Annotated in this window: 18 protein-coding genes; 13 read left to right on the forward strand and 5 right to left on the reverse strand. The window is 57.3% G+C overall.

The features are described 5' to 3' along the window. Positions 1-3 precede the first annotated feature (3 nt). The 3 genes from AB7A72_RS10490 to AB7A72_RS10500 form a co-directional block, all read right to left on the reverse strand. The gene (locus AB7A72_RS10490) at positions 4-183 is read right to left on the reverse strand and encodes a hypothetical protein (RefSeq protein WP_369459877.1); all 180 of its coding nucleotides are present in this window, start codon (positions 181-183) and stop codon (positions 4-6) included. A 370-nt stretch (positions 184-553) separates the two neighbouring features. Continuing rightward, entirely contained in the window at positions 554-937 is a 384-nt protein-coding gene (locus AB7A72_RS10495; RefSeq protein ID WP_369459878.1) for a beta-sandwich lipoprotein, read from the reverse strand. 530 nt (positions 938-1,467) lie between these two features. After that, entirely contained in the window at positions 1,468-2,211 is a 744-nt protein-coding gene (locus AB7A72_RS10500; protein ID WP_369459879.1) for a LexA family transcriptional regulator, read from the reverse strand. Between the two features lie 76 nt (positions 2,212-2,287). Between AB7A72_RS10500 and AB7A72_RS10505 the strand changes: the two genes are divergently transcribed. The 9 genes from AB7A72_RS10505 to AB7A72_RS10545 all read left to right on the forward strand — a co-directional run bounded on the left by AB7A72_RS10505 (position 2,288) and on the right by AB7A72_RS10545 (position 10,289). Next, on the forward strand, positions 2,288-2,539 hold the full coding sequence (locus AB7A72_RS10505) for a transcriptional regulator (RefSeq protein ID WP_369459880.1): 252 nt from the start codon (positions 2,288-2,290) through the stop codon (positions 2,537-2,539). 284 nt (positions 2,540-2,823) lie between these two features. Then, positions 2,824-3,339 (forward strand): hypothetical protein, encoded by a 516-nt coding sequence (locus AB7A72_RS10510; protein ID WP_230774341.1) that lies wholly within the window; start codon positions 2,824-2,826, stop codon positions 3,337-3,339. A gap of 101 nt (positions 3,340-3,440) precedes the next feature. Continuing rightward, on the forward strand, positions 3,441-3,632 hold the full coding sequence (locus tag AB7A72_RS10515) for a hypothetical protein (protein ID WP_230772959.1): 192 nt from the start codon (positions 3,441-3,443) through the stop codon (positions 3,630-3,632). A 988-nt stretch (positions 3,633-4,620) separates the two neighbouring features. Continuing rightward, on the forward strand, positions 4,621-5,373 hold the full coding sequence (locus AB7A72_RS10520) for an ATP-binding protein (protein WP_369459881.1): 753 nt from the start codon (positions 4,621-4,623) through the stop codon (positions 5,371-5,373). Next, positions 5,370-6,809 (forward strand): replicative DNA helicase, encoded by a 1,440-nt coding sequence (locus AB7A72_RS10525; RefSeq protein ID WP_369459882.1) that lies wholly within the window; start codon positions 5,370-5,372, stop codon positions 6,807-6,809. The genes AB7A72_RS10520 and AB7A72_RS10525 overlap by 4 nt, the downstream gene beginning before the upstream one ends. A 242-nt stretch (positions 6,810-7,051) precedes the next feature. Beyond that, on the forward strand, positions 7,052-7,486 hold the full coding sequence (locus AB7A72_RS10530; protein ID WP_369459883.1) for an RNA polymerase sigma factor: 435 nt from the start codon (positions 7,052-7,054) through the stop codon (positions 7,484-7,486). 1 nt (position 7,487) lies between these two features. Then, on the forward strand, positions 7,488-7,937 hold the full coding sequence (locus tag AB7A72_RS10535; protein WP_369459884.1) for a hypothetical protein: 450 nt from the start codon (positions 7,488-7,490) through the stop codon (positions 7,935-7,937). Positions 7,938-8,172: 235 nt separating this feature from the next. Continuing rightward, positions 8,173-8,493: an FHA domain-containing protein gene (locus AB7A72_RS10540; protein ID WP_369459885.1), complete on the forward strand. Its 321-nt coding sequence runs from the start codon at positions 8,173-8,175 to the stop codon at positions 8,491-8,493. A 239-nt stretch (positions 8,494-8,732) separates the two neighbouring features. Continuing rightward, a complete protein-coding gene (locus AB7A72_RS10545; protein WP_369459886.1) occupies positions 8,733-10,289 on the forward strand; it encodes an Ig-like domain-containing protein in 1,557 nt (518 codons plus the stop codon). A 290-nt stretch (positions 10,290-10,579) separates the two neighbouring features. Here AB7A72_RS10545 and AB7A72_RS10550 read toward each other — a convergent pair whose 3' ends face one another. Then, on the reverse strand, positions 10,580-10,894 hold the full coding sequence (locus tag AB7A72_RS10550; RefSeq protein ID WP_369459887.1) for a hypothetical protein: 315 nt from the start codon (positions 10,892-10,894) through the stop codon (positions 10,580-10,582). Positions 10,895-10,957: 63 nt separating this feature from the next. After that, positions 10,958-11,962: an IPTL-CTERM sorting domain-containing protein gene (locus AB7A72_RS10555; protein WP_369459888.1), complete on the reverse strand. Its 1,005-nt coding sequence runs from the start codon at positions 11,960-11,962 to the stop codon at positions 10,958-10,960. 227 nt (positions 11,963-12,189) lie between these two features. Here AB7A72_RS10555 and AB7A72_RS10560 point away from each other — a divergent pair, with 227 nt between their 5' ends. The 4 genes from AB7A72_RS10560 (at position 12,190) to AB7A72_RS10575 (ending at position 16,084) form a co-directional block, all read left to right on the forward strand. Next, positions 12,190-12,513 carry an HNH endonuclease gene (locus AB7A72_RS10560; RefSeq protein WP_369459889.1) on the forward strand — a complete coding sequence of 108 codons (324 nt, stop codon included), beginning with the start codon at positions 12,190-12,192 and terminating at the stop codon, positions 12,511-12,513. A 175-nt stretch (positions 12,514-12,688) separates the two neighbouring features. Beyond that, a complete protein-coding gene (locus AB7A72_RS10565; protein ID WP_369459890.1) occupies positions 12,689-13,111 on the forward strand; it encodes a hypothetical protein in 423 nt (140 codons plus the stop codon). Next, positions 13,071-14,822, forward strand: a complete 1,752-nt coding sequence (locus tag AB7A72_RS10570; protein WP_369459891.1) for a terminase large subunit — start codon at positions 13,071-13,073, stop codon at positions 14,820-14,822. The genes AB7A72_RS10565 and AB7A72_RS10570 overlap by 41 nt, the downstream gene beginning before the upstream one ends. Then, positions 14,819-16,084, forward strand: coding sequence for a phage portal protein (locus AB7A72_RS10575; protein ID WP_369459892.1), 1,266 nt, complete (start codon positions 14,819-14,821; stop codon positions 16,082-16,084). Before AB7A72_RS10570 ends, AB7A72_RS10575 begins: the two co-directional genes overlap by 4 nt. The last annotated feature ends 2 nt before the right edge of the window (positions 16,085-16,086 follow it).

The following is a 16,086-nucleotide window of genomic DNA, read 5'->3' on the forward strand; positions in this document are numbered from 1 at the left end:
TCCTTACAGGCGTTGGCGGGCAGCGCGTTCGACTTCTGCGCGGTGGTCGAGGCGGGCGCGGCGGTCGTTGCGCGCGTTGCGCCACACCAGGCCGAGGGCCCAGGCAGCAGCTTTGGACCAGCTGGCGCCGGCCCAGCGACGCATGTTGAAGAGGCGATATGTGAGGGTGATTTTTTCGGCCATAGCGGTTCCGTTGTCAGTGCCCAGGTGGGCGGGGTTATCAGTGGCCGCAGGGCAGGCCTTCGCCTGGCTGTGGTTCGCGTTCTACGGGGGCGCCGCAGCTGCCGCAGCGGAAGGGAGCGGAAGAGTTGTTTTCAGCCATGTTGGGCTCCAGAAATGGAAATGCCCGCTCAGGTGGCGGGCTGGGGGGTTTAGGCTCTGCCTGGGGGGTTTAAGGGCAGAGGCTGGGGGGTATAGAGGGCCCCTCTGGCCGGGCGTGCGGGGATCAATATCCTGCTCCGGACTCGTCAGTTTCTGCACCGCAGACGATGCGGTCGTGTTGCGCCGCCATTTGCCCCTGGCGGCCCCTGCAGAGGGAGTAGTGGGGGATCAATCACTGGCGCAGGCGAATATCTGGAAGGATCGCCGCCGGCTTGAAGTTGACGACGTAGTGGCTGGTCCCGGCCGGCAAAGGCTCCAGCTGCTCCATGAAGTAGGTGATGTTGTCAGATAGTCCGAGGTAGTGCTTCTTGAAGACACCAGGTGCTGTTTTGCATGTGATGGTCACCATGCTGCGACTGTCCCCGTTGCCCTTGCTGCACAGGCCCTCGATGCTGAGCATGTACTCGCCGGTGATGCCGTTGTAGAACACCACCCGACGGTTCACCTCGAAGTTATCTGCGGCCTGCGAGAGGTTGCGAGATGCCACATCGGCATCACTGCTGCAGCCGGCGAGAGCAGCCACCAGGGCGATAGCTGCAATGGTCTTGGTTTTCATGCGTGCTCCTTGAAAAGCAAAACACTCGTAGGGGGGGGGGGAGTGTTTTGTTTTTCGCCCTCCGGAGAGGGCAGGGGGCGCTTTCGCGCATTGGGATCTTTCTTGTCTTGGCATCCCGCCGTACCTCACCAAATTCAACCTTGCAGGGTTACGGCTGGGCACCGCACAGAGCTGCGGCCATGCCCGCAGATGCATTGAGCCGGACGAACCCCAAACAGGCGGGGAGCAACATCGGCTAGGCTGACTTTTTAAAGACCGGGAGGGGGCTCGCTCGATCACTGGCACCCATCGCCTGGTGCAACTGCTGCTGCGCTCCCTTTGGAGCTAGACCCGCCCTCTGCGTCCTGTCGGGCTTACCGGCTTCGTATCGCTTGCCGGGGTCGTTTTGCGTTCGTCGCTGCGATAGACTGCAATGTAAGGCATAGCCTAATCATTGTCAATAGGCGAAGCCTTATATCCGCATGGCATTGCCTTATCGTCAAGGCAAAAAAAACCCCGCATATCAGCGGGGCATTGTGGTGGGGGTGGAATCAAAAGCGCCAGCTGGCTGCCCGGAGCTTCCCGATGATCCTGTCGCCTGGTTCCAGTTTGATGTACGGTGCTGGCCACTGCGGATTCAAAGCAAACAGGTATGGCTCACCTTCTACATTGACAAGCTTCTTGAAGGTGGCCGAATTCTCACCCGTTCTTTTAGCAACGACGAAATCACCTGGGTAGGCGTCCGCCCCCGGCATGATGTGAACCAGCATCCCATCTGGGAAGTTTTCTTTGCCGCCATCAGGATTGGTCATAGAGTCTCCAGAGACTCGCAAGACAAAACCTTGCGGCCCCAAATCCTGTAGACCGGGCAACCATTCTTCTGCATCCCCCGGCTGAAAATTATCGGCAATCTCAGACCAGTTGCCTGCTTGGACTGAAGAGATCAAGGGGTACAAACGCTGCACTTTTGGAGATGGTGCAGCCGTCAAATTCTTGTCCCAAGCCTTTAGGACATGTTGCGCTGCACCTAACGCCGCCGCTCCACTAAGGGTGGAGAGAGGCGCTGGGCTAGGAATAGGCATCCCCTTGTCAAGCCCCCAATGTTCAGGTCCCACAACATCGGAAAAGTACGACCAGAGAAGCGGAAGCTTCTCCTTGGAAATCGTCCCCCGCTTTATCCAGTCTTGCACTGAAGGGGGGCGCACCCCAAACGCATCCGCAAGATCCTTCTTGGTGATGCCTTTTTTCTTGATGGCCGCGTCGATGGCGGCGCCTAATTTTTCGCCAGTAAGCATTGCCTAATCTTCCTTTGTTGTAGCCGGTTAGGCAATTCCTCTTGATTGTGATTAGGTGATGCCTTATGATGAGGCTATGGCTAATTACAATGCATCCGAAGCTGTGGTGAAGATTGCCCAAGTTGTTGGCAGTCAAGCTGCAATTGCGCGTCATCTGAGTGTGAGCGCTCCGACTGTGAATCAGTGGGCGAAGGGCGCGAAGCCGGTGCCCATTCGTCATTGCACGAAGCTTGAAGCTCTATCAGGTGGTGCAGTAACTCGACATGAACTCCGTCCTCACGATTGGCGCGTGATCTGGCCGGAGCTTGCCGAGCCAGCCACTGCTTAGGCCCCAGCCTTCGCCAAAGTCACCGCGCTACCAGTGAACCGAATGACTGCCTCGCCGCTTATCCAATTGACCTCTAAGCATGAGGTTTGGAGTGTGCGAGTGGTGCGCCCGTCTGCATCGACGTTCTGGGCAACTCGGGTTTGGGTGCTGCTGTGTATCTGCTTACCAAGCAAGGGTTGGCGGCGGACGGTGGCGGAGGTGTTTTGCGTTTTCATGCAGCCAGTATCTGAAATCAAAGCCAGGCGCGCCAGCCTGAAATGAACTCACTTTCAAGGGATAGAAAAATGACTTGCCACCTCTCTCAAACCGACTGGCGCGATGTTGTCTACAACACGGTCCGCAGCACCTCTGGCGGCGTTGTGGACGCGGCCCGCTTCCTTACCGAGCGCCGTGGTCGTTCGATCCATCCCGAGACCCTGCGCGCCCGTCTGCGTGGGATCGATGGCGAATTTGTCAATTTGGAAATGCTGGAGCTTCTGACCGAGTGGATGCAAGAAAAGACTGGCTCCAAACCTTTGGACTGGCTCAAGGCCCTGAGCCATCGTTTCGGCATGGTCTCCATGGAGCTGCCGCCAGCTCCAGAGGGTGGCTGGGCCTGCGAGGTCAGCGCCATCAGGCAAAAGCTGCTGCAGCTGAACGTCGAGGGCGGATCGCTGACAGCGCTGGGGATGAAGGTCACTGATGACCTGTCGATCAGCCCCCGCGAAGCCGAGGAAATGTCGGCCCAGATCATGGCAGAGGTCGAGCTGCTGCTGCGCTTGCGCCGCAATATCTGCCGCGCTGCAGGCCTCGAAAGCTAAAGGTTATGCCAGCGGCCAGGGTAGCTCCCGCACAGCAGATCCACCACCTGCCGGCCGCTGGCCTTCTATCTGTGGTGTTCCTTCATTTTTGTGGTGGACACATGGCAATAGCAATACAGCAACAAGACGAGATTCAAGTCTCATTGGCCCAAGACGGCCAAATCGTCATCACTCAGGAGCCCTCTGACCTCCAGAGTGCCTCCAGCAATGTTTTCGTCGCGGTCACCAACGTGGACGCGCTGATTCGTGCAATCCGTGCTGCCAAGCGTCAGGCGCTGGAGGGCCGGGAGTAAATATGGTCACCGACGCTCGAATATCGACAGGCCTGCCGCATCACCCCAAGACCAAGAAGCTGATACGCCGGCTGGGCCAGGCAGCTGGCTACAACTTGCTTTGCCTGATCCTGTGGACGGCCTCCAATCGGCCTGACGGCGACCTGGCTGGCATGAGTGCCGAGGACTTAGAGATCTCGGCCGACTGGTTGGGTACGGAGGGTGCATTTATTGGCGCTCTGACAGATGTGCGCTTCCTTGACGGTGAGGAGGGCGCATACCGCTTCCACGATTGGGCAGACCATAACCCTTGGGCCGCTGGCGCCGAAAAGCGCTCAGAGAAAGCTACATGGGCAGCACTGTGCAAGCAGCATGGCCGCCCCGAGGCCGCCAGGATGATGCCCGAATATGCAGCGCGCTTAGACCAGGCACGCCAAGACACAGGCGGCGCACCACGCAAGGATGCTAATGCGCTGCCAGATCCAGCTATGGGCACTGCTACCGGCAAGCCAGATGCACTGCCAGATAGTGCTACTGGCACTCCTTTAGCACTGCCAGACCCTGCTAATGGCATCCCACTAGCGCAATCTGGCTCTGCCCCGTCTCCGTCTCCGTCTCCGTCTCCGTCTCCGTCTCCGTCTCCGTCTCCGTCTCCGTCTCCAAAAGACCTTATGGGGGGTAAACCCCCCGTCCCGCTGCCGGAAGGATTCTGCAGGTTCTGGGCTGCTTGGCCCAGCTCCAGGCGCAAAGAGGCCAAGGGCAAATGCCTGGAGGTCTGGAAGGCGAAGGGATTTGAAAACCAGGCTGACGAGATCGTTGCCCACGTTGAGCGGCATAAGGTCGATACGGGTTGGACAAAGCAGGGCGGTGAGTTCATCCCGGCCCCCTTGGTCTATCTGAACCAAAGGCGCTGGGAAGGCGCTGAAGACCAAAAGGAAGGCCCATCCACTGCGAGTGGCGGCCCTGAAAACTTTGACGCGAGTTACTACGAAGGTGCGGAGAGCTGGGCATGACCGATACACGAAAAGAAAACTGCCCCATTCATGGCGACTACAGCGCCCGCGTGAACGCTGAGACAGGCCGCTGGACTCGCTGCTGGGGATGCGTCGAGGCGGAGATTCAGGCGCAAGAGGCGCAAGACCGCCAGCGGGAAAAAGCTGCAGAGGCTGGCCAGGTGCTGGCGCAACTGCTCGACAGCAGCGGCATGGAGGGGCGCATGCTGCGCGCATCGTTCGAAAGCTACGAGGCAAGGACACCCGCTCAGGCTGCTGTGCTTACCGCATGCAAGGCCTTTGCCGAATCCGTGGATCTGGATGGTGGCCGCAATCTGTGGCTTATCGGGCCGCCTGGCACCGGCAAGACGCACCTTGGCAGCGCAATCGTGAGCCACCTCATCCGTGAACGCGGCATCCCTGCTGCGATCTACAGCGCCCGGGAGATTGTGCGGTTGCTGCGCGCTACCTGGGGGCGCAATCGTGACGAAGACGCCGAAACCGAGAGCGAGGTGATTGACCGTCTGGGCGAGATTGGCCTGCTGGTGCTCGATGAGGTGGGCGTGGGCTTCGACAAAGAGGCTGAGCGCACGCAAATCCTTGATGTCATCGACCGCCGATACAAGCTGGGCCGGCCGACCGTGGTCCTGTCCAACCTGCACGCCAAGGATGTGAAGCCAGTCTTGGGCCCCCGGGCGTTCGACCGCCTTCGTGACGGCGCAGAGATGCACATCTGCGCATGGGAAAGCCACCGCAAGGAGAACCGATGAACGCGAGAAGTGGCTTTGATATGCAGGATTTCGATTCGCAATTTCCCGCCCCCGCTGTTGCGGTTTGGGCCGATCCATCCCTAGTCCCTGAGCAGAGTGTGTTGGGCGCGCTGCTGAGTGGTGGCGCTGAGGCCTTTGACATGGCAGCGGGGCATGTGTCGGCCAGCAGCTTTGCGCATCCACTGCACAAAAGCATTTGGACCGCTGTGGAAGGACTGGTTCTGGCAGGCCGTGACGTGGACCCGGTGGTGGTGCTTCAGGACCTGCAGGGCAAGGTTGATGACGCTTACGCCGCTGGCCTGCCCAGCTACCTCAACAACCTGACAAGCTCCTTTGCTTCGGTGCGGATGGTCACCCACCACGCCCGCATTGTGGCGAACCTTCACCGGCTGCGCCGCGTGGCAGACGCCTCGGCAAAGGTGGGTGAGCTGCTCAAGGATAAATCGCTCTCAGCTGAGGAGATCTCAGGCCAGGCTGTGAAGCTGTTTGATGCCATTGCTGATGAGCGTATGACCTCTGAGGCTAAGTCTGTGGGCGAGTTGGCTATCCCATTCCTTGACGAGCTGGAGGACCTGGCCGACGGCAAGGCCGTGCTGGGGCGCGAGACGGGCATTACGAAGCTGGATTACATCCTCGCCGGCGGCACGTATGACGGGCAGTTAATCGTCATCGCTGCGCGGCCAAGCGTGGGCAAGTCATCTTTTGCCCAGCAGCTGGCGCTCAACCAGGCGGAGCGGGGCTATCCCTCCGCATTCTTGGGCATGGAGATGAGCGAGAAGGAGCTGATGCGCCGCACGGTGGCCAACCTCGGCCGGGTGCCACTGCGCCTGCTCAAGACGGGCAAGCTCAGCCCCGATGACTATGGCCGAGTGCCTGACGCCATGGAGCGCATGCGAGATCTTCCGCTGTATTTCGAGTTCTGCCCAGGCGTCAACCTGGCAGAGATCTCCGCCAAGATTCGCAAGCTGGTGCGCAAGCACAAGATCAAGCTGGTGGTCATCGACTACCTGCAGTTGATGGCTGCCACTGACGAGCGCAAGGACCGCCGCGTACAGCTGGAAGAGATCACCCGCAACCTCAAGCGCCTGGCTGGCCAGCTGGGCATCACCATCGCGCTGCTGTCCCAGCTCAATCGGGAGGTGGAAAAGCGCTCCAACCCTAAGCCCCAGCTGTCCGATCTGAAGGAGTGCGGCGCCATCGAGGAGGACGCCGACATTGTGCTGGTGCTGTGGGACCACAAGAAGGGCGACATCGATGAGTCATCCATCAAGGGCCTGGGCGCCATCAAGGGCCGGGACCTGGGGCAGAGCGACATGGCGCTGAACTTCGACGGCAAGTACCAGCGCTGGTCTGAATCCACCGAATCCCTCACCAGCAACACCAACACCACCACCAGTGCCCCACGGGCGCACAAGAGGTATCCCGATGACTACTAAGCCAGCAGATGCAACGCATGTGCTCCTGTGGAGCCAAACCCAATCGGCGCTGCACGTAGAGCCAGTGGAGGCCATGCTCAAGTGCAACCGCCGGGCCTACGTCGAAAACGCCTGTTCTGACTGGGTGCCCATCCACCTGGGGTCTGAGGACGAATGCCGGACGGCGTCAACCCTTGCCATGAACGCCCTGAGCCAGCGACCAGCTGGCGCTACCCATCCCCAATAACCGAAACGGAGCCCGAATGAACTTTGCAGAGACAGCAGCACTATCTACCCCAGCGCGCCGCAGTGCCCGGGGCTATGTGGATTTCACACAGGTCCTCCCCCAGCACCGCCCAATGGATGTGCGCCTGGCCAACTGGGGTAAGTGGTGCCACGGCCCGATGCGCCGCGACGTATCCCCCATGTTTCGAGGCATGCCGCGTGAACCGCAGTTGCGTCAGCCTGGTGATATTGGGCCCGAGCTGATGGACCCAATGGACGCTGCGAAGTTGGCCAAGGCCGTCGCACAGCTGCCCGAGAAGCACCGCGCCGTCCTGAACTGGTGCTATGTGTTGGATCCGCGCAGCAGGGAAGCCAGCCCCGCCCGTGCAAGCAAGAAGCTGGGCACAAGCCTTCAAGGCCTGGCCGATCTGCTGCGTGATGCGCGCCAGATGCTGATCAACCGGGGTGCATGACATGGATGGCGAGTACAAAGCTGACCGCGCATTGTCCGAGGCTGAGCGCATGGTGAATGTGCGCTACTTGGGCCACTGCTTGCATGAAAACCGGAGCGTTTGGAACAACCGGACCATGGGCTGGTTCAGCCGCTGCCGGGATTGCAAGGTGGAGATTCAGATAGACGGATACATGCAGGTACGCAGGCTGCCAGACGATGTACTAGCTCACGCCTGGAGCCAGGAGCATGTAAAGACTGCAGCAAGTCCGGTGAATGGCGCGCAGCTGCGCTATGCGTTGGAGCGAGAAGGCTGGCGCGTTCAGTTTCTGGGAGTTGACGGTAGGACTTCGTGCGAGGTGCGAAAGGGCAGCACCTTCTGGCGCACAGGTTTCTTCGACACGCAGGCGGAGGCCGTGGTTGAGGCTGGCGCAATGACGCTGAGAAACTACACGTTTAATGCTTGTGTGTAGCCTGGTAATGTGCTACAGTCACCCCATTGACTGAGCAACAGCACAGAGTCGCATATCCTATGTGGAGGCGGCGGTGACTGCAAATGCTCGATAAGAGCTCTCCACTTCGGAGGGCTCTTTTCGTTTTGGGATTGAAGATTGTTAAAAGTCTCGCAGTCTCAACTGACTAATAATTTGTGCTCCTGTTTTTAGATGCCCCTCTATGGACGTGCGGGCATCGACTATTGAGTGTCAGATGTTGCCGGAAATTGTTGTGTCCCATGAAGCGTCAATGATGCTTCGTTCGTACACGCTTCAAGAGGGCTTCACCACCTTTGGGCGCTATACGGACAGCGAAATTTGCCTTGATGATCCCACTGTGAGCAGAGACCACGGGGCGTTTTTATTACGCTCCGGGGTGTTGGTGGTAGAAGATCACCAGAGTTCCAATGGAACATTCATGAACGGTGTAAGGATCAGGCGACGGGTGCTCTATCAAGGAGACCGCCTAACAGTCGGTCCTTTTGAGATCTATGTGAAGCAAGGAACTGTGCCTTCCCAGGATCTCGTTACTTAGCTTTGTCAAGGTCGATCCGCGCCTTCAGCCTCGCTTAGGGCGAGGCTTTTCTGTATTTGGCTGTACCTTCAATTAGGTACGCAAAAAGCTTGTAGTCAATGAAAAGTGGTTGCCCGAGCGACTAAATGTAAGAGCATGTTTTACTATCACAAGTGAGTAGTTGAGCGAATTAAAGCTAAGCTTTCGTCATGATACAAATTGTCAAATTTCTTGACTTTCTAACTCATGAGACTTGTGAAATGAAACTTCGCACACTTCTTGCAGGCGCGGTGATAAGCCTTCCCGCCATGGTCTTGGCTCAGGCAAACATAGACAATGGGACAGTCAGAATCGGGGTGCGTGCAGATGGCGCCTTGATGCCCTCGGATGTGTCGCCGTTAACCGGTATCACCTACTTGGCCAATGGTCAGGACGGTCTCACCCCAGGCTGCGCTTGTGAAGCTTGGGGGATTGCTGACGCCGTCTCTAGCACTTCTGGGTACACAGGGGCAGATGTCGGCACGTCTGGGATCACTCAAGAGTCCTTTGCATCTACAGCTACCACGGCTACTTCAGTTGTGAATGCATTCGGTGTTTTCCGCGTCACTCACGCATATGCACCTTCGGCGGCGACCAACAACATTTATGAAGTAAAGGTCACCATTGAAAACATCTCTGCCGCGCCGGCAGAGGCTTTGTACGGCCGCGCAATGGATTGGGACGTATACCCCACCCAATTCAATGAGTACACCACTATTCAACGAGGCAACAGCACTGCACTGGTTTTTTCTAGCGACAACGGGTTTCACAACGCCGATCCGCTAAACCCAGATTCGGGCCAGTTGGTTGTGAACCAAGATGTTGTGGACAGTGGTCCAGAGGATCATGGTGCTCACTTTCGCTTCAACTTTGGAACTATTGCACCTGGAGCAAAGTTTGAGTTCGTAATCGGCTATGGAGTAGCAGGCAATCAGGTCGATGCACTTGCGGCTCTCGGTTCTTTCGGAGCGCAAGCATACTCGTTGGGGAAGCCAAGTCTGAATGAAGCGGGAGACCCATCCACGGATGGCACCCCCAATACGTTCATTTTTGCGTTCAAGGGAATCGGAGGCGTGCAGTTGATCGGTGTGGATGCTGTAGACGATACCGCACCTCCACTGACGCGCCCCACATCCGGCACGGTTGCCGCGATTAATGTGTTGACCAACGATACGGTGGACGCCGCAGCTGCCACTCCTAGTAATGTTGCATTGACGGCAGTTGGCGCCTGGCCTACCGGTATCACTTTGTCGGCAGATGGCAATGTGCTGGTAGGCTCGACCGCTGTGTCTGGGACCTACACCTTGAACTACCAGATTTGCAGCACGGTGCAGGCGACACAGTGTGATACGGCTACTGTGACCTTGAATATCGATTCCATAGGTGTGGAGGCGCTTGATGATGCACCTCCAGCCGTTACGCGCCCGAACAGTGGAACAATTACTGCGATCAATGTCCTTGCCAATGACACCTTTGATGGAGGTCCTGCAACCACTAGCAACGTGGTGTTGACTCCCGTAGGCACTTGGCCTGCTGGCATCACTATCTCGGCAAACGGTGATGTTCAGATTGCCTCCACAGCTGCAGCTGGTGCTTATACGTTGACCTACCAAATCTGCAGCACGGCACTGGCTACACAATGCGATACGGCTAACGTTACTTTGAATGTGACTGCGCCTGCTGCGGTCGCTCCCCAGGCAGTGCCTGTTGACGGACCTTTGGCTCTGGCCAGTTTGGGTCTGCTGATGCTGGGCTTTGCTCGCAGGAAGTTCAAGTGAACTGCAGAGCCCGATAAGGCCTGAAAACTTTAAAGCATGAGCCCCGCCAAGTGCGGGGCTTTTTCATGTCCAGCTGCAGCAAGCGCAGCCCGCGCCTGAGTGGCTTGAGGGAGTGGCATCTCCTACTGAGAGCTTCCCAGTGCTTGAAGAAGCGAACAGCAACCCCAGCCCATGAGGGTTGTCTGATGGGGTACGAATACCAAGGCCAGTCAAGTGCTGGCTTTTCTTTTGGAGCCAGCCATGAGCCTAAGATGAAGTGGGGACCTGCGGGTTATGAAGATGCGCGCTTTTTAGTTGTCCCCTTTTGTCCTCAGTTGGGCTAGGGGGTCGATGGATGGATTCACTTGGTTCAGACTCGCATACATATCTATCGCCCGCCGATATACATCCCCATCAACTCCGGTCGCTTGCATGTCGATTTGGCCAAGTTCCGCAGCATCACGCAGTCGACTGAGGTATAGCTGGAAGTTATGGTGATTGTGGTGAGTTTGAACTAGCGCAGAGATTACTAGCTGTTGCGCTTTTACGAGTCCGAGAAGGCAGTCCTTTTCGCGTTCGATGTACGCCGCAAATTTTTCTACATCTTCAAAAGATTCGAATTTCATATGCCCTCTTGGTGAAGGATGTGTGAGAACTCCCATCGTAAACCAAGAGGGTTAATCGCGAAATTAGGGCTTCCGGCGTTGACGCATGCAGGCGAGGCAGATCAACAGAGAGGAAAGTACCAACAAACTCCATTGATTCAGGGTTGGGACAGGAGTGGGGTTGCCAGGATTGCCAGGATTGCTGGGAGTTACAGCCTCTGGTTGCAGAGTGACTAGTGCTGTTGAGCAAGCACCATCAGGCGTACATGCCTTATAAGTGAAGGTGACGGGATCGCTGAAGGTCGATGCTGGATTAAATTGGATCTGATTACCCACATATGAAAGAGTACCTGCCGAAGGATTTGATAGCACGAGTGGAAATGTAGTGTCCAAAACTACACCAACTTGATCATTTGTCAGGACATCAATGTCAGTTGATGCTACTCGCGAAACAATCCTAGAATCGTCTTGTAAAGTGGGGGGGGTCAGGTTGCCGATAAGCTCCAACTGCGTATAGAAGTTAGATGTGCGATCAGTCCATACATTGGAATAATTCTGGTATTCGGCGTCTCTTGTAACTAAATGGGCCGTAGGTTGCTCATTTCCTCCAAGCACCGACACTACGCATGATGGTGAAGTGACGTTGAATTGGATCCAGTAAGCTTTACCTGCTTCCAGGTGAACAGGAGTTGCAGAGGAAAAGGAATAATCAACTTGTTGTGGTATTGGATCTGCAGTTGGATCGGCCGTCGGAAGCGTTTCATTAATAGGTAGGCGCGCAATTAGATCAGTGGGGTCCGACGGCGGAGTACCATTGGCCGTCCATTTAAACACGTCCATCGAAATGTTTGTTGGGGGATCATTTGGGATTATTTCAAATGGCGCCTTTATAGCTGTTAAATCATAGTTTTTTGTTAGGGGTACGATGAATTTAACAGCCACATTGTGTGATTCATTGTCCACGCACCAGCCTGAGAACCGAGCCGGATCATTAGCAGAATACAGGGTCTGTGTCACCTGAGCCATGGAAGCAGAGGAGATGAGCCACAGCGAGGATGAGAGAGCGAGAGTAGCGAAAAAGCGTTTCATGATTAGATCCTGTTGCGAACGTCTTCGACAGGCTAGCAGAGGGTCCTCGCGATCACAATAGAGAGTTCCATTCGAACATGCAAACAAACTTCAGCTGGCCTAAGGTAAGAGGGATAGCGTTGGCTCATCCCCACATCAGTTCACATGTCGGCAATATCTGCCGTACAAGGCTTTTCTATCTCGGGTATGTAGTGTCTACCGTTTAGTAACGATGCTGGAAGCAAACGATGGCTTGGTCAAATATCAACAGACACGCCCGAGGATATGGCTCTCAGTGGGAAAAGCTGCGACTGCAGATCCTGGAGCGAGACGGCCACCTGTGCCAGTGCCCAGACTGCAAAGGCGGATTTCTTCAGCCCCTGCCGGCACATGAGGTTGACCACATCAAGCCCAAGGCCTGGTTCAAGACAGGGAAGGCGCAAGGCAACCCCGATGACCCGAGCAACCTGCGGGCGGTGAACAGGGAGTGCCACAAGAAGCTCACCAAGCTGCAGAAGGGCCACAGGCCTGCTGTAAGGGTAGGCCTCGACGGCTTCCCTGTGGAGGATTGAGCATCGACCTCTAGGGGGGCGGGCGCCATCGGGTCGCGTCGAATGAGAGCGAGTCGCATCAATGCGAGGGGAGGGGTGGGTCAAAACCTTAGGGCCTCTCCACCCAGTACCGACCACGGAACACTTTTTTCGCACGGTCAAGATAGAAATTTCAATTTTGGAGGGGAGGTGCTTCATGCCTGGACCCGGAAGGAAGCCCGCCCATCTCAAGGCCATCGCGGGCACGGATCGCAAAGACCGAGAGCCTGATAACGTCCTAGACCTGCCGATCATCTCCGATGTTCCGCAGGCGCCTGACTGGTTGCCCAACGCACATGCGTTCAAAGAGTGGGACCGCCTGGCGCCAATCTTGGTGGCTAACAAGCTGCTGACCGAGGCCGGGCTGCAGGCCCTAGCCCATCTGTGTGCTTTGCATGGAAAGACTGTGCAGCTGTACGCGGCCGGCGAGGCACCCAATGCCTCCATGGTTGGTCAGCTGCGCAACTTGATAAACGATTTCGGCCTTACGCCGGTAGCCCAAGGCAAGGTAAAGCCAGTGGGGGAAGGGCCGACAACAAATGCCTTCACGAAAAACGGAAAGCGAGCAAACGCTCGATAAAGACTATGTGGCTGTCGCCAAGGCCTATGCCAAGAAGGCGCTGGACCCCAAGAACCGCAAGCGCTTCGGAATCTGGATCCGCCTGGCTGCCAAGAGATTTCTGGATGACCTGGAGCGGGCCAAGAAGAAGGATGCGCTATTCAAGTTCGATGTATGGCATGCCAATGACATCTGCGATTTCGGCGAGAAGCTGCCGCACGTAGAGGGGAAGTGGGAGACGCCGACCATCATCCTGCATGAGTCTCATGTGTTTTTTCTCGTTCAGCTGTTTGGGTTTCGCAATCTGGATGGCACGCGCCGTTTCACGACAGCCCTATTTGCCATTGCGCGCAAGAACGCCAAAAGCACCTTGGCGGCAGTCATCGCGCTGTACTGCCAGGTATGCGAGGACGAGACAGGGCCGCAGGTCATCACAGCAGCCACAACCTACGACCAGGCAAGCATCGTTTTCAAGGTGGCCAAGCGCATGGTGGAGAAGACCTCCGACCTGCGCGAGGCCTTCAATATGGTGGCCTATGCAAAGGCCATTGCGAGCTACTGCAACGGAGGCACCTTCAAGGCATTGCACGCCAAAGCAAGCACGCAGGACGGTCTGAATCCATCCTGCACGGTTCTGGATGAGCTGCACGCCCACAAAAACCACGACCTGCTGAACGTGCTGAAGTCGGCGGCCGGCGCCCGGGGCAATCCGCTTTGGCTATACCTGACCACTGAGGGCTATGACAGCCCCGGGCCTTGGGCAGAGGAGCGAGAGTTTGCCAAGAAGGTGTTGCGCGGCCTGGTGCAAGCGGACCACTACCTGGCGATTTACTACGCGGTGGACGAGAAGAGCGAGGACCTGGGCACCGAGGCGGACGATGACTTTGATGAGGAGGCCTGGCACAAGGCCAATCCCTTGATGGAGGTCAATTCCAAGCTGCTGATCGAGATCCGAAAGGCGGCCATCGAGGCAAAGGAAAAGCCTGGCACCTACGGCGAATTCAAGATCAAGCGCCTGAATCGGCCTTCATCGGTCGCTGGTGGCTGGGTGAACCTTACCAAGTGGCGCGAGTGCAGCGGTGCTGTCGATCTGGACATGCTGCGCACGGTGCCTTGCTGGGGAGGCCTCGATCTATCGAGCACCAGTGACCTGACCTCATTGCGGCTGGTGTGGCGCTTGAACGGCTGGCTCTATACCTATGGTTGGCGCTGGGTGCCGCCTGCTGCAACGCGGCGCCGAGTGGCACGCGGTCTGGTGCCTTATCAGGCCTGGGTTGAGGCGGGGCTGTTGATCGAGTGCGGTGACGAGGTGATCGACTATGCGCCCATTGAGGCCAAGATTTTGGAGGTCAAAGAGACCTTCAATTTGCAACTGGTGGCCTATGACAACTGGAATGCGCCCCAGCTCACGCAGCGTCTCAAGCAGGCTAGCGTGCCGATGGAGCTATTTCGGCAAGGGCCCCAGAGCTACCACCCTGCAATGCAGGACCTGGAGCTGCACTACATGGCGGGCCGCCTGGCCCACGGTAATGACCCGGTGCTGAACTGGAACGCCTCCAACCTGGTGGCCAGACAGGATCAGAACTTGAACAACGCGCCAGACAGGCGCAAGTCCACGGAAAAGATAGACGACATGGCCTCCCTTTTGATGGCGACTGGCGTGAGCTTGAGCGCCGCCACAGAGGGGGACATGGATGGATTTCTCAAGGGTGGAATTAAGGCAGGAAGATGAAAAATCCAATGAGAACGGCGCTCGGGCGAGTCCGGGCCACTGTGCTCGGCTGGGTCCTGCCTGGTGGCGGGAGTGGTGCCGGCTTGGTAGTTCACGCAAGCGGCACCGTGTTGACAGATCAGAAGCTGCTGCGCCTGTCCACTGTGTGGGCCTGCACGCGACTGATCTCCGAGACCATTGCGACCCTCCCGCTTGGCATAAACGAGCGCACGGTGAAGGGCAAGAAGCCTGCAAGCGACCATTGGCTGCACAAGATCATCCATGCGCAGCCCAACGCAGACAGCACGGCCTCAGTGTTTTGGGAGGCGGTGGTTGCGGCAATGCTGCTGCGAGATGGTGCCAGGTGCGAGAAGCTCATGCTCGGATCTCGCATTGTCGGATTGAAGTTTCTAGCGCCCGCCCGGCTGTCGTGGACACGCCTCAGCGATGGAAGCAAGCAATTTCGCTATGTGGAAGACAACGGTAGGCAGCGCCTCATCCCAAACGACCGAATTTGGCACATCCCGGGCTTCTCCCTTGACGGCAAAGATGGCGTTTCGGTAATCGAGTATGGCGCGCAGGTCTTCGGCAATGCGCTGGCTGCTGATGACGCGGCCGGCAAGACATTCAAGACTGGTCTGCTGCAGACGCTTTACTACAAGGTGGATAAGTGGCTCACCCCTGACCAGCGCCAAGAGTTCAAAAAGGAATACGTTGGATCTGTCGAACGCGGCGAGGTGCCGGTTCTGGAAGGGGGCATAGATGTTGGGGCCGTGGGGATCAAGCCCGCTGATGCGCAGCTCTTGGAGTCGCGCAGCTTCAGCGTAGAAGAGATCTGCCGCTGGTTCCGCGTTCCGCCCTGGATGGTCGGCCACACAGACAAAGGGTCCAACTGGGGGACGGGGATAGAGCAGCAGATGATCGGTTTCCTCACATTCACCTTGGGCCCGTGGCTGCGCCGTATTGAGCAATCCATCACCAAGGATTTACTGAGCCCCACCGAGCGCCTGCGCTACTACCCAAAGTTTGCGGTCGAAGGTCTGCTTCGTGCGGATACGGCCGGGCGCGCTGCGTTCTATGCCGTGATGGTGAACAACGGAATTTTGACCCGGGATGAGGTTCGTGAGCTGGAAGATCGGGAGCCGCTGGGCGGAAACGCTGCAGTGCTGACCGTGCAATCGGCCATGACTACCTTGGACTCCATTGGCACAACCAGCGAGCTGCAGCAGATTCGCTCTGCAATGCGAAATCTCCTTGGCTTCGAGGAAGAACCGAAAGGGTGAAG

The sequence above is a fragment of the Comamonas sediminis genome (assembly GCF_041107495.1).
GTDB lineage: Bacteria > Pseudomonadota > Gammaproteobacteria > Burkholderiales > Burkholderiaceae_C > Comamonas > Comamonas sediminis.

Coding starts and splice junctions, on each gene's coding strand:
- AB7A72_RS10490 (WP_369459877.1), bottom strand. CDS start 183: ATGGCCGAAAAAATCACCCTCACATATCGCCTCTTCAACATGCGTCGC.
- AB7A72_RS10495 (WP_369459878.1), bottom strand. CDS start 937: ATGAAAACCAAGACCATTGCAGCTATCGCCCTGGTGGCTGCTCTCGCC.
- AB7A72_RS10500 (WP_369459879.1), bottom strand. CDS start 2,211: ATGCTTACTGGCGAAAAATTAGGCGCCGCCATCGACGCGGCCATCAAG.
- AB7A72_RS10505 (WP_369459880.1), top strand. CDS start 2,288: ATGGCTAATTACAATGCATCCGAAGCTGTGGTGAAGATTGCCCAAGTT.
- AB7A72_RS10510 (WP_230774341.1), top strand. CDS start 2,824: ATGACTTGCCACCTCTCTCAAACCGACTGGCGCGATGTTGTCTACAAC.
- AB7A72_RS10515 (WP_230772959.1), top strand. CDS start 3,441: ATGGCAATAGCAATACAGCAACAAGACGAGATTCAAGTCTCATTGGCC.
- AB7A72_RS10520 (WP_369459881.1), top strand. CDS start 4,621: ATGACCGATACACGAAAAGAAAACTGCCCCATTCATGGCGACTACAGC.
- AB7A72_RS10525 (WP_369459882.1), top strand. CDS start 5,370: ATGAACGCGAGAAGTGGCTTTGATATGCAGGATTTCGATTCGCAATTT.
- AB7A72_RS10530 (WP_369459883.1), top strand. CDS start 7,052: ATGAACTTTGCAGAGACAGCAGCACTATCTACCCCAGCGCGCCGCAGT.
- AB7A72_RS10535 (WP_369459884.1), top strand. CDS start 7,488: ATGGATGGCGAGTACAAAGCTGACCGCGCATTGTCCGAGGCTGAGCGC.
- AB7A72_RS10540 (WP_369459885.1), top strand. CDS start 8,173: ATGTTGCCGGAAATTGTTGTGTCCCATGAAGCGTCAATGATGCTTCGT.
- AB7A72_RS10545 (WP_369459886.1), top strand. CDS start 8,733: ATGAAACTTCGCACACTTCTTGCAGGCGCGGTGATAAGCCTTCCCGCC.
- AB7A72_RS10550 (WP_369459887.1), bottom strand. CDS start 10,894: ATGAAATTCGAATCTTTTGAAGATGTAGAAAAATTTGCGGCGTACATC.
- AB7A72_RS10555 (WP_369459888.1), bottom strand. CDS start 11,962: ATGAAACGCTTTTTCGCTACTCTCGCTCTCTCATCCTCGCTGTGGCTC.
- AB7A72_RS10560 (WP_369459889.1), top strand. CDS start 12,190: ATGGCTTGGTCAAATATCAACAGACACGCCCGAGGATATGGCTCTCAG.
- AB7A72_RS10565 (WP_369459890.1), top strand. CDS start 12,689: ATGCCTGGACCCGGAAGGAAGCCCGCCCATCTCAAGGCCATCGCGGGC.
- AB7A72_RS10570 (WP_369459891.1), top strand. CDS start 13,071: ATGCCTTCACGAAAAACGGAAAGCGAGCAAACGCTCGATAAAGACTAT.
- AB7A72_RS10575 (WP_369459892.1), top strand. CDS start 14,819: ATGAAAAATCCAATGAGAACGGCGCTCGGGCGAGTCCGGGCCACTGTG.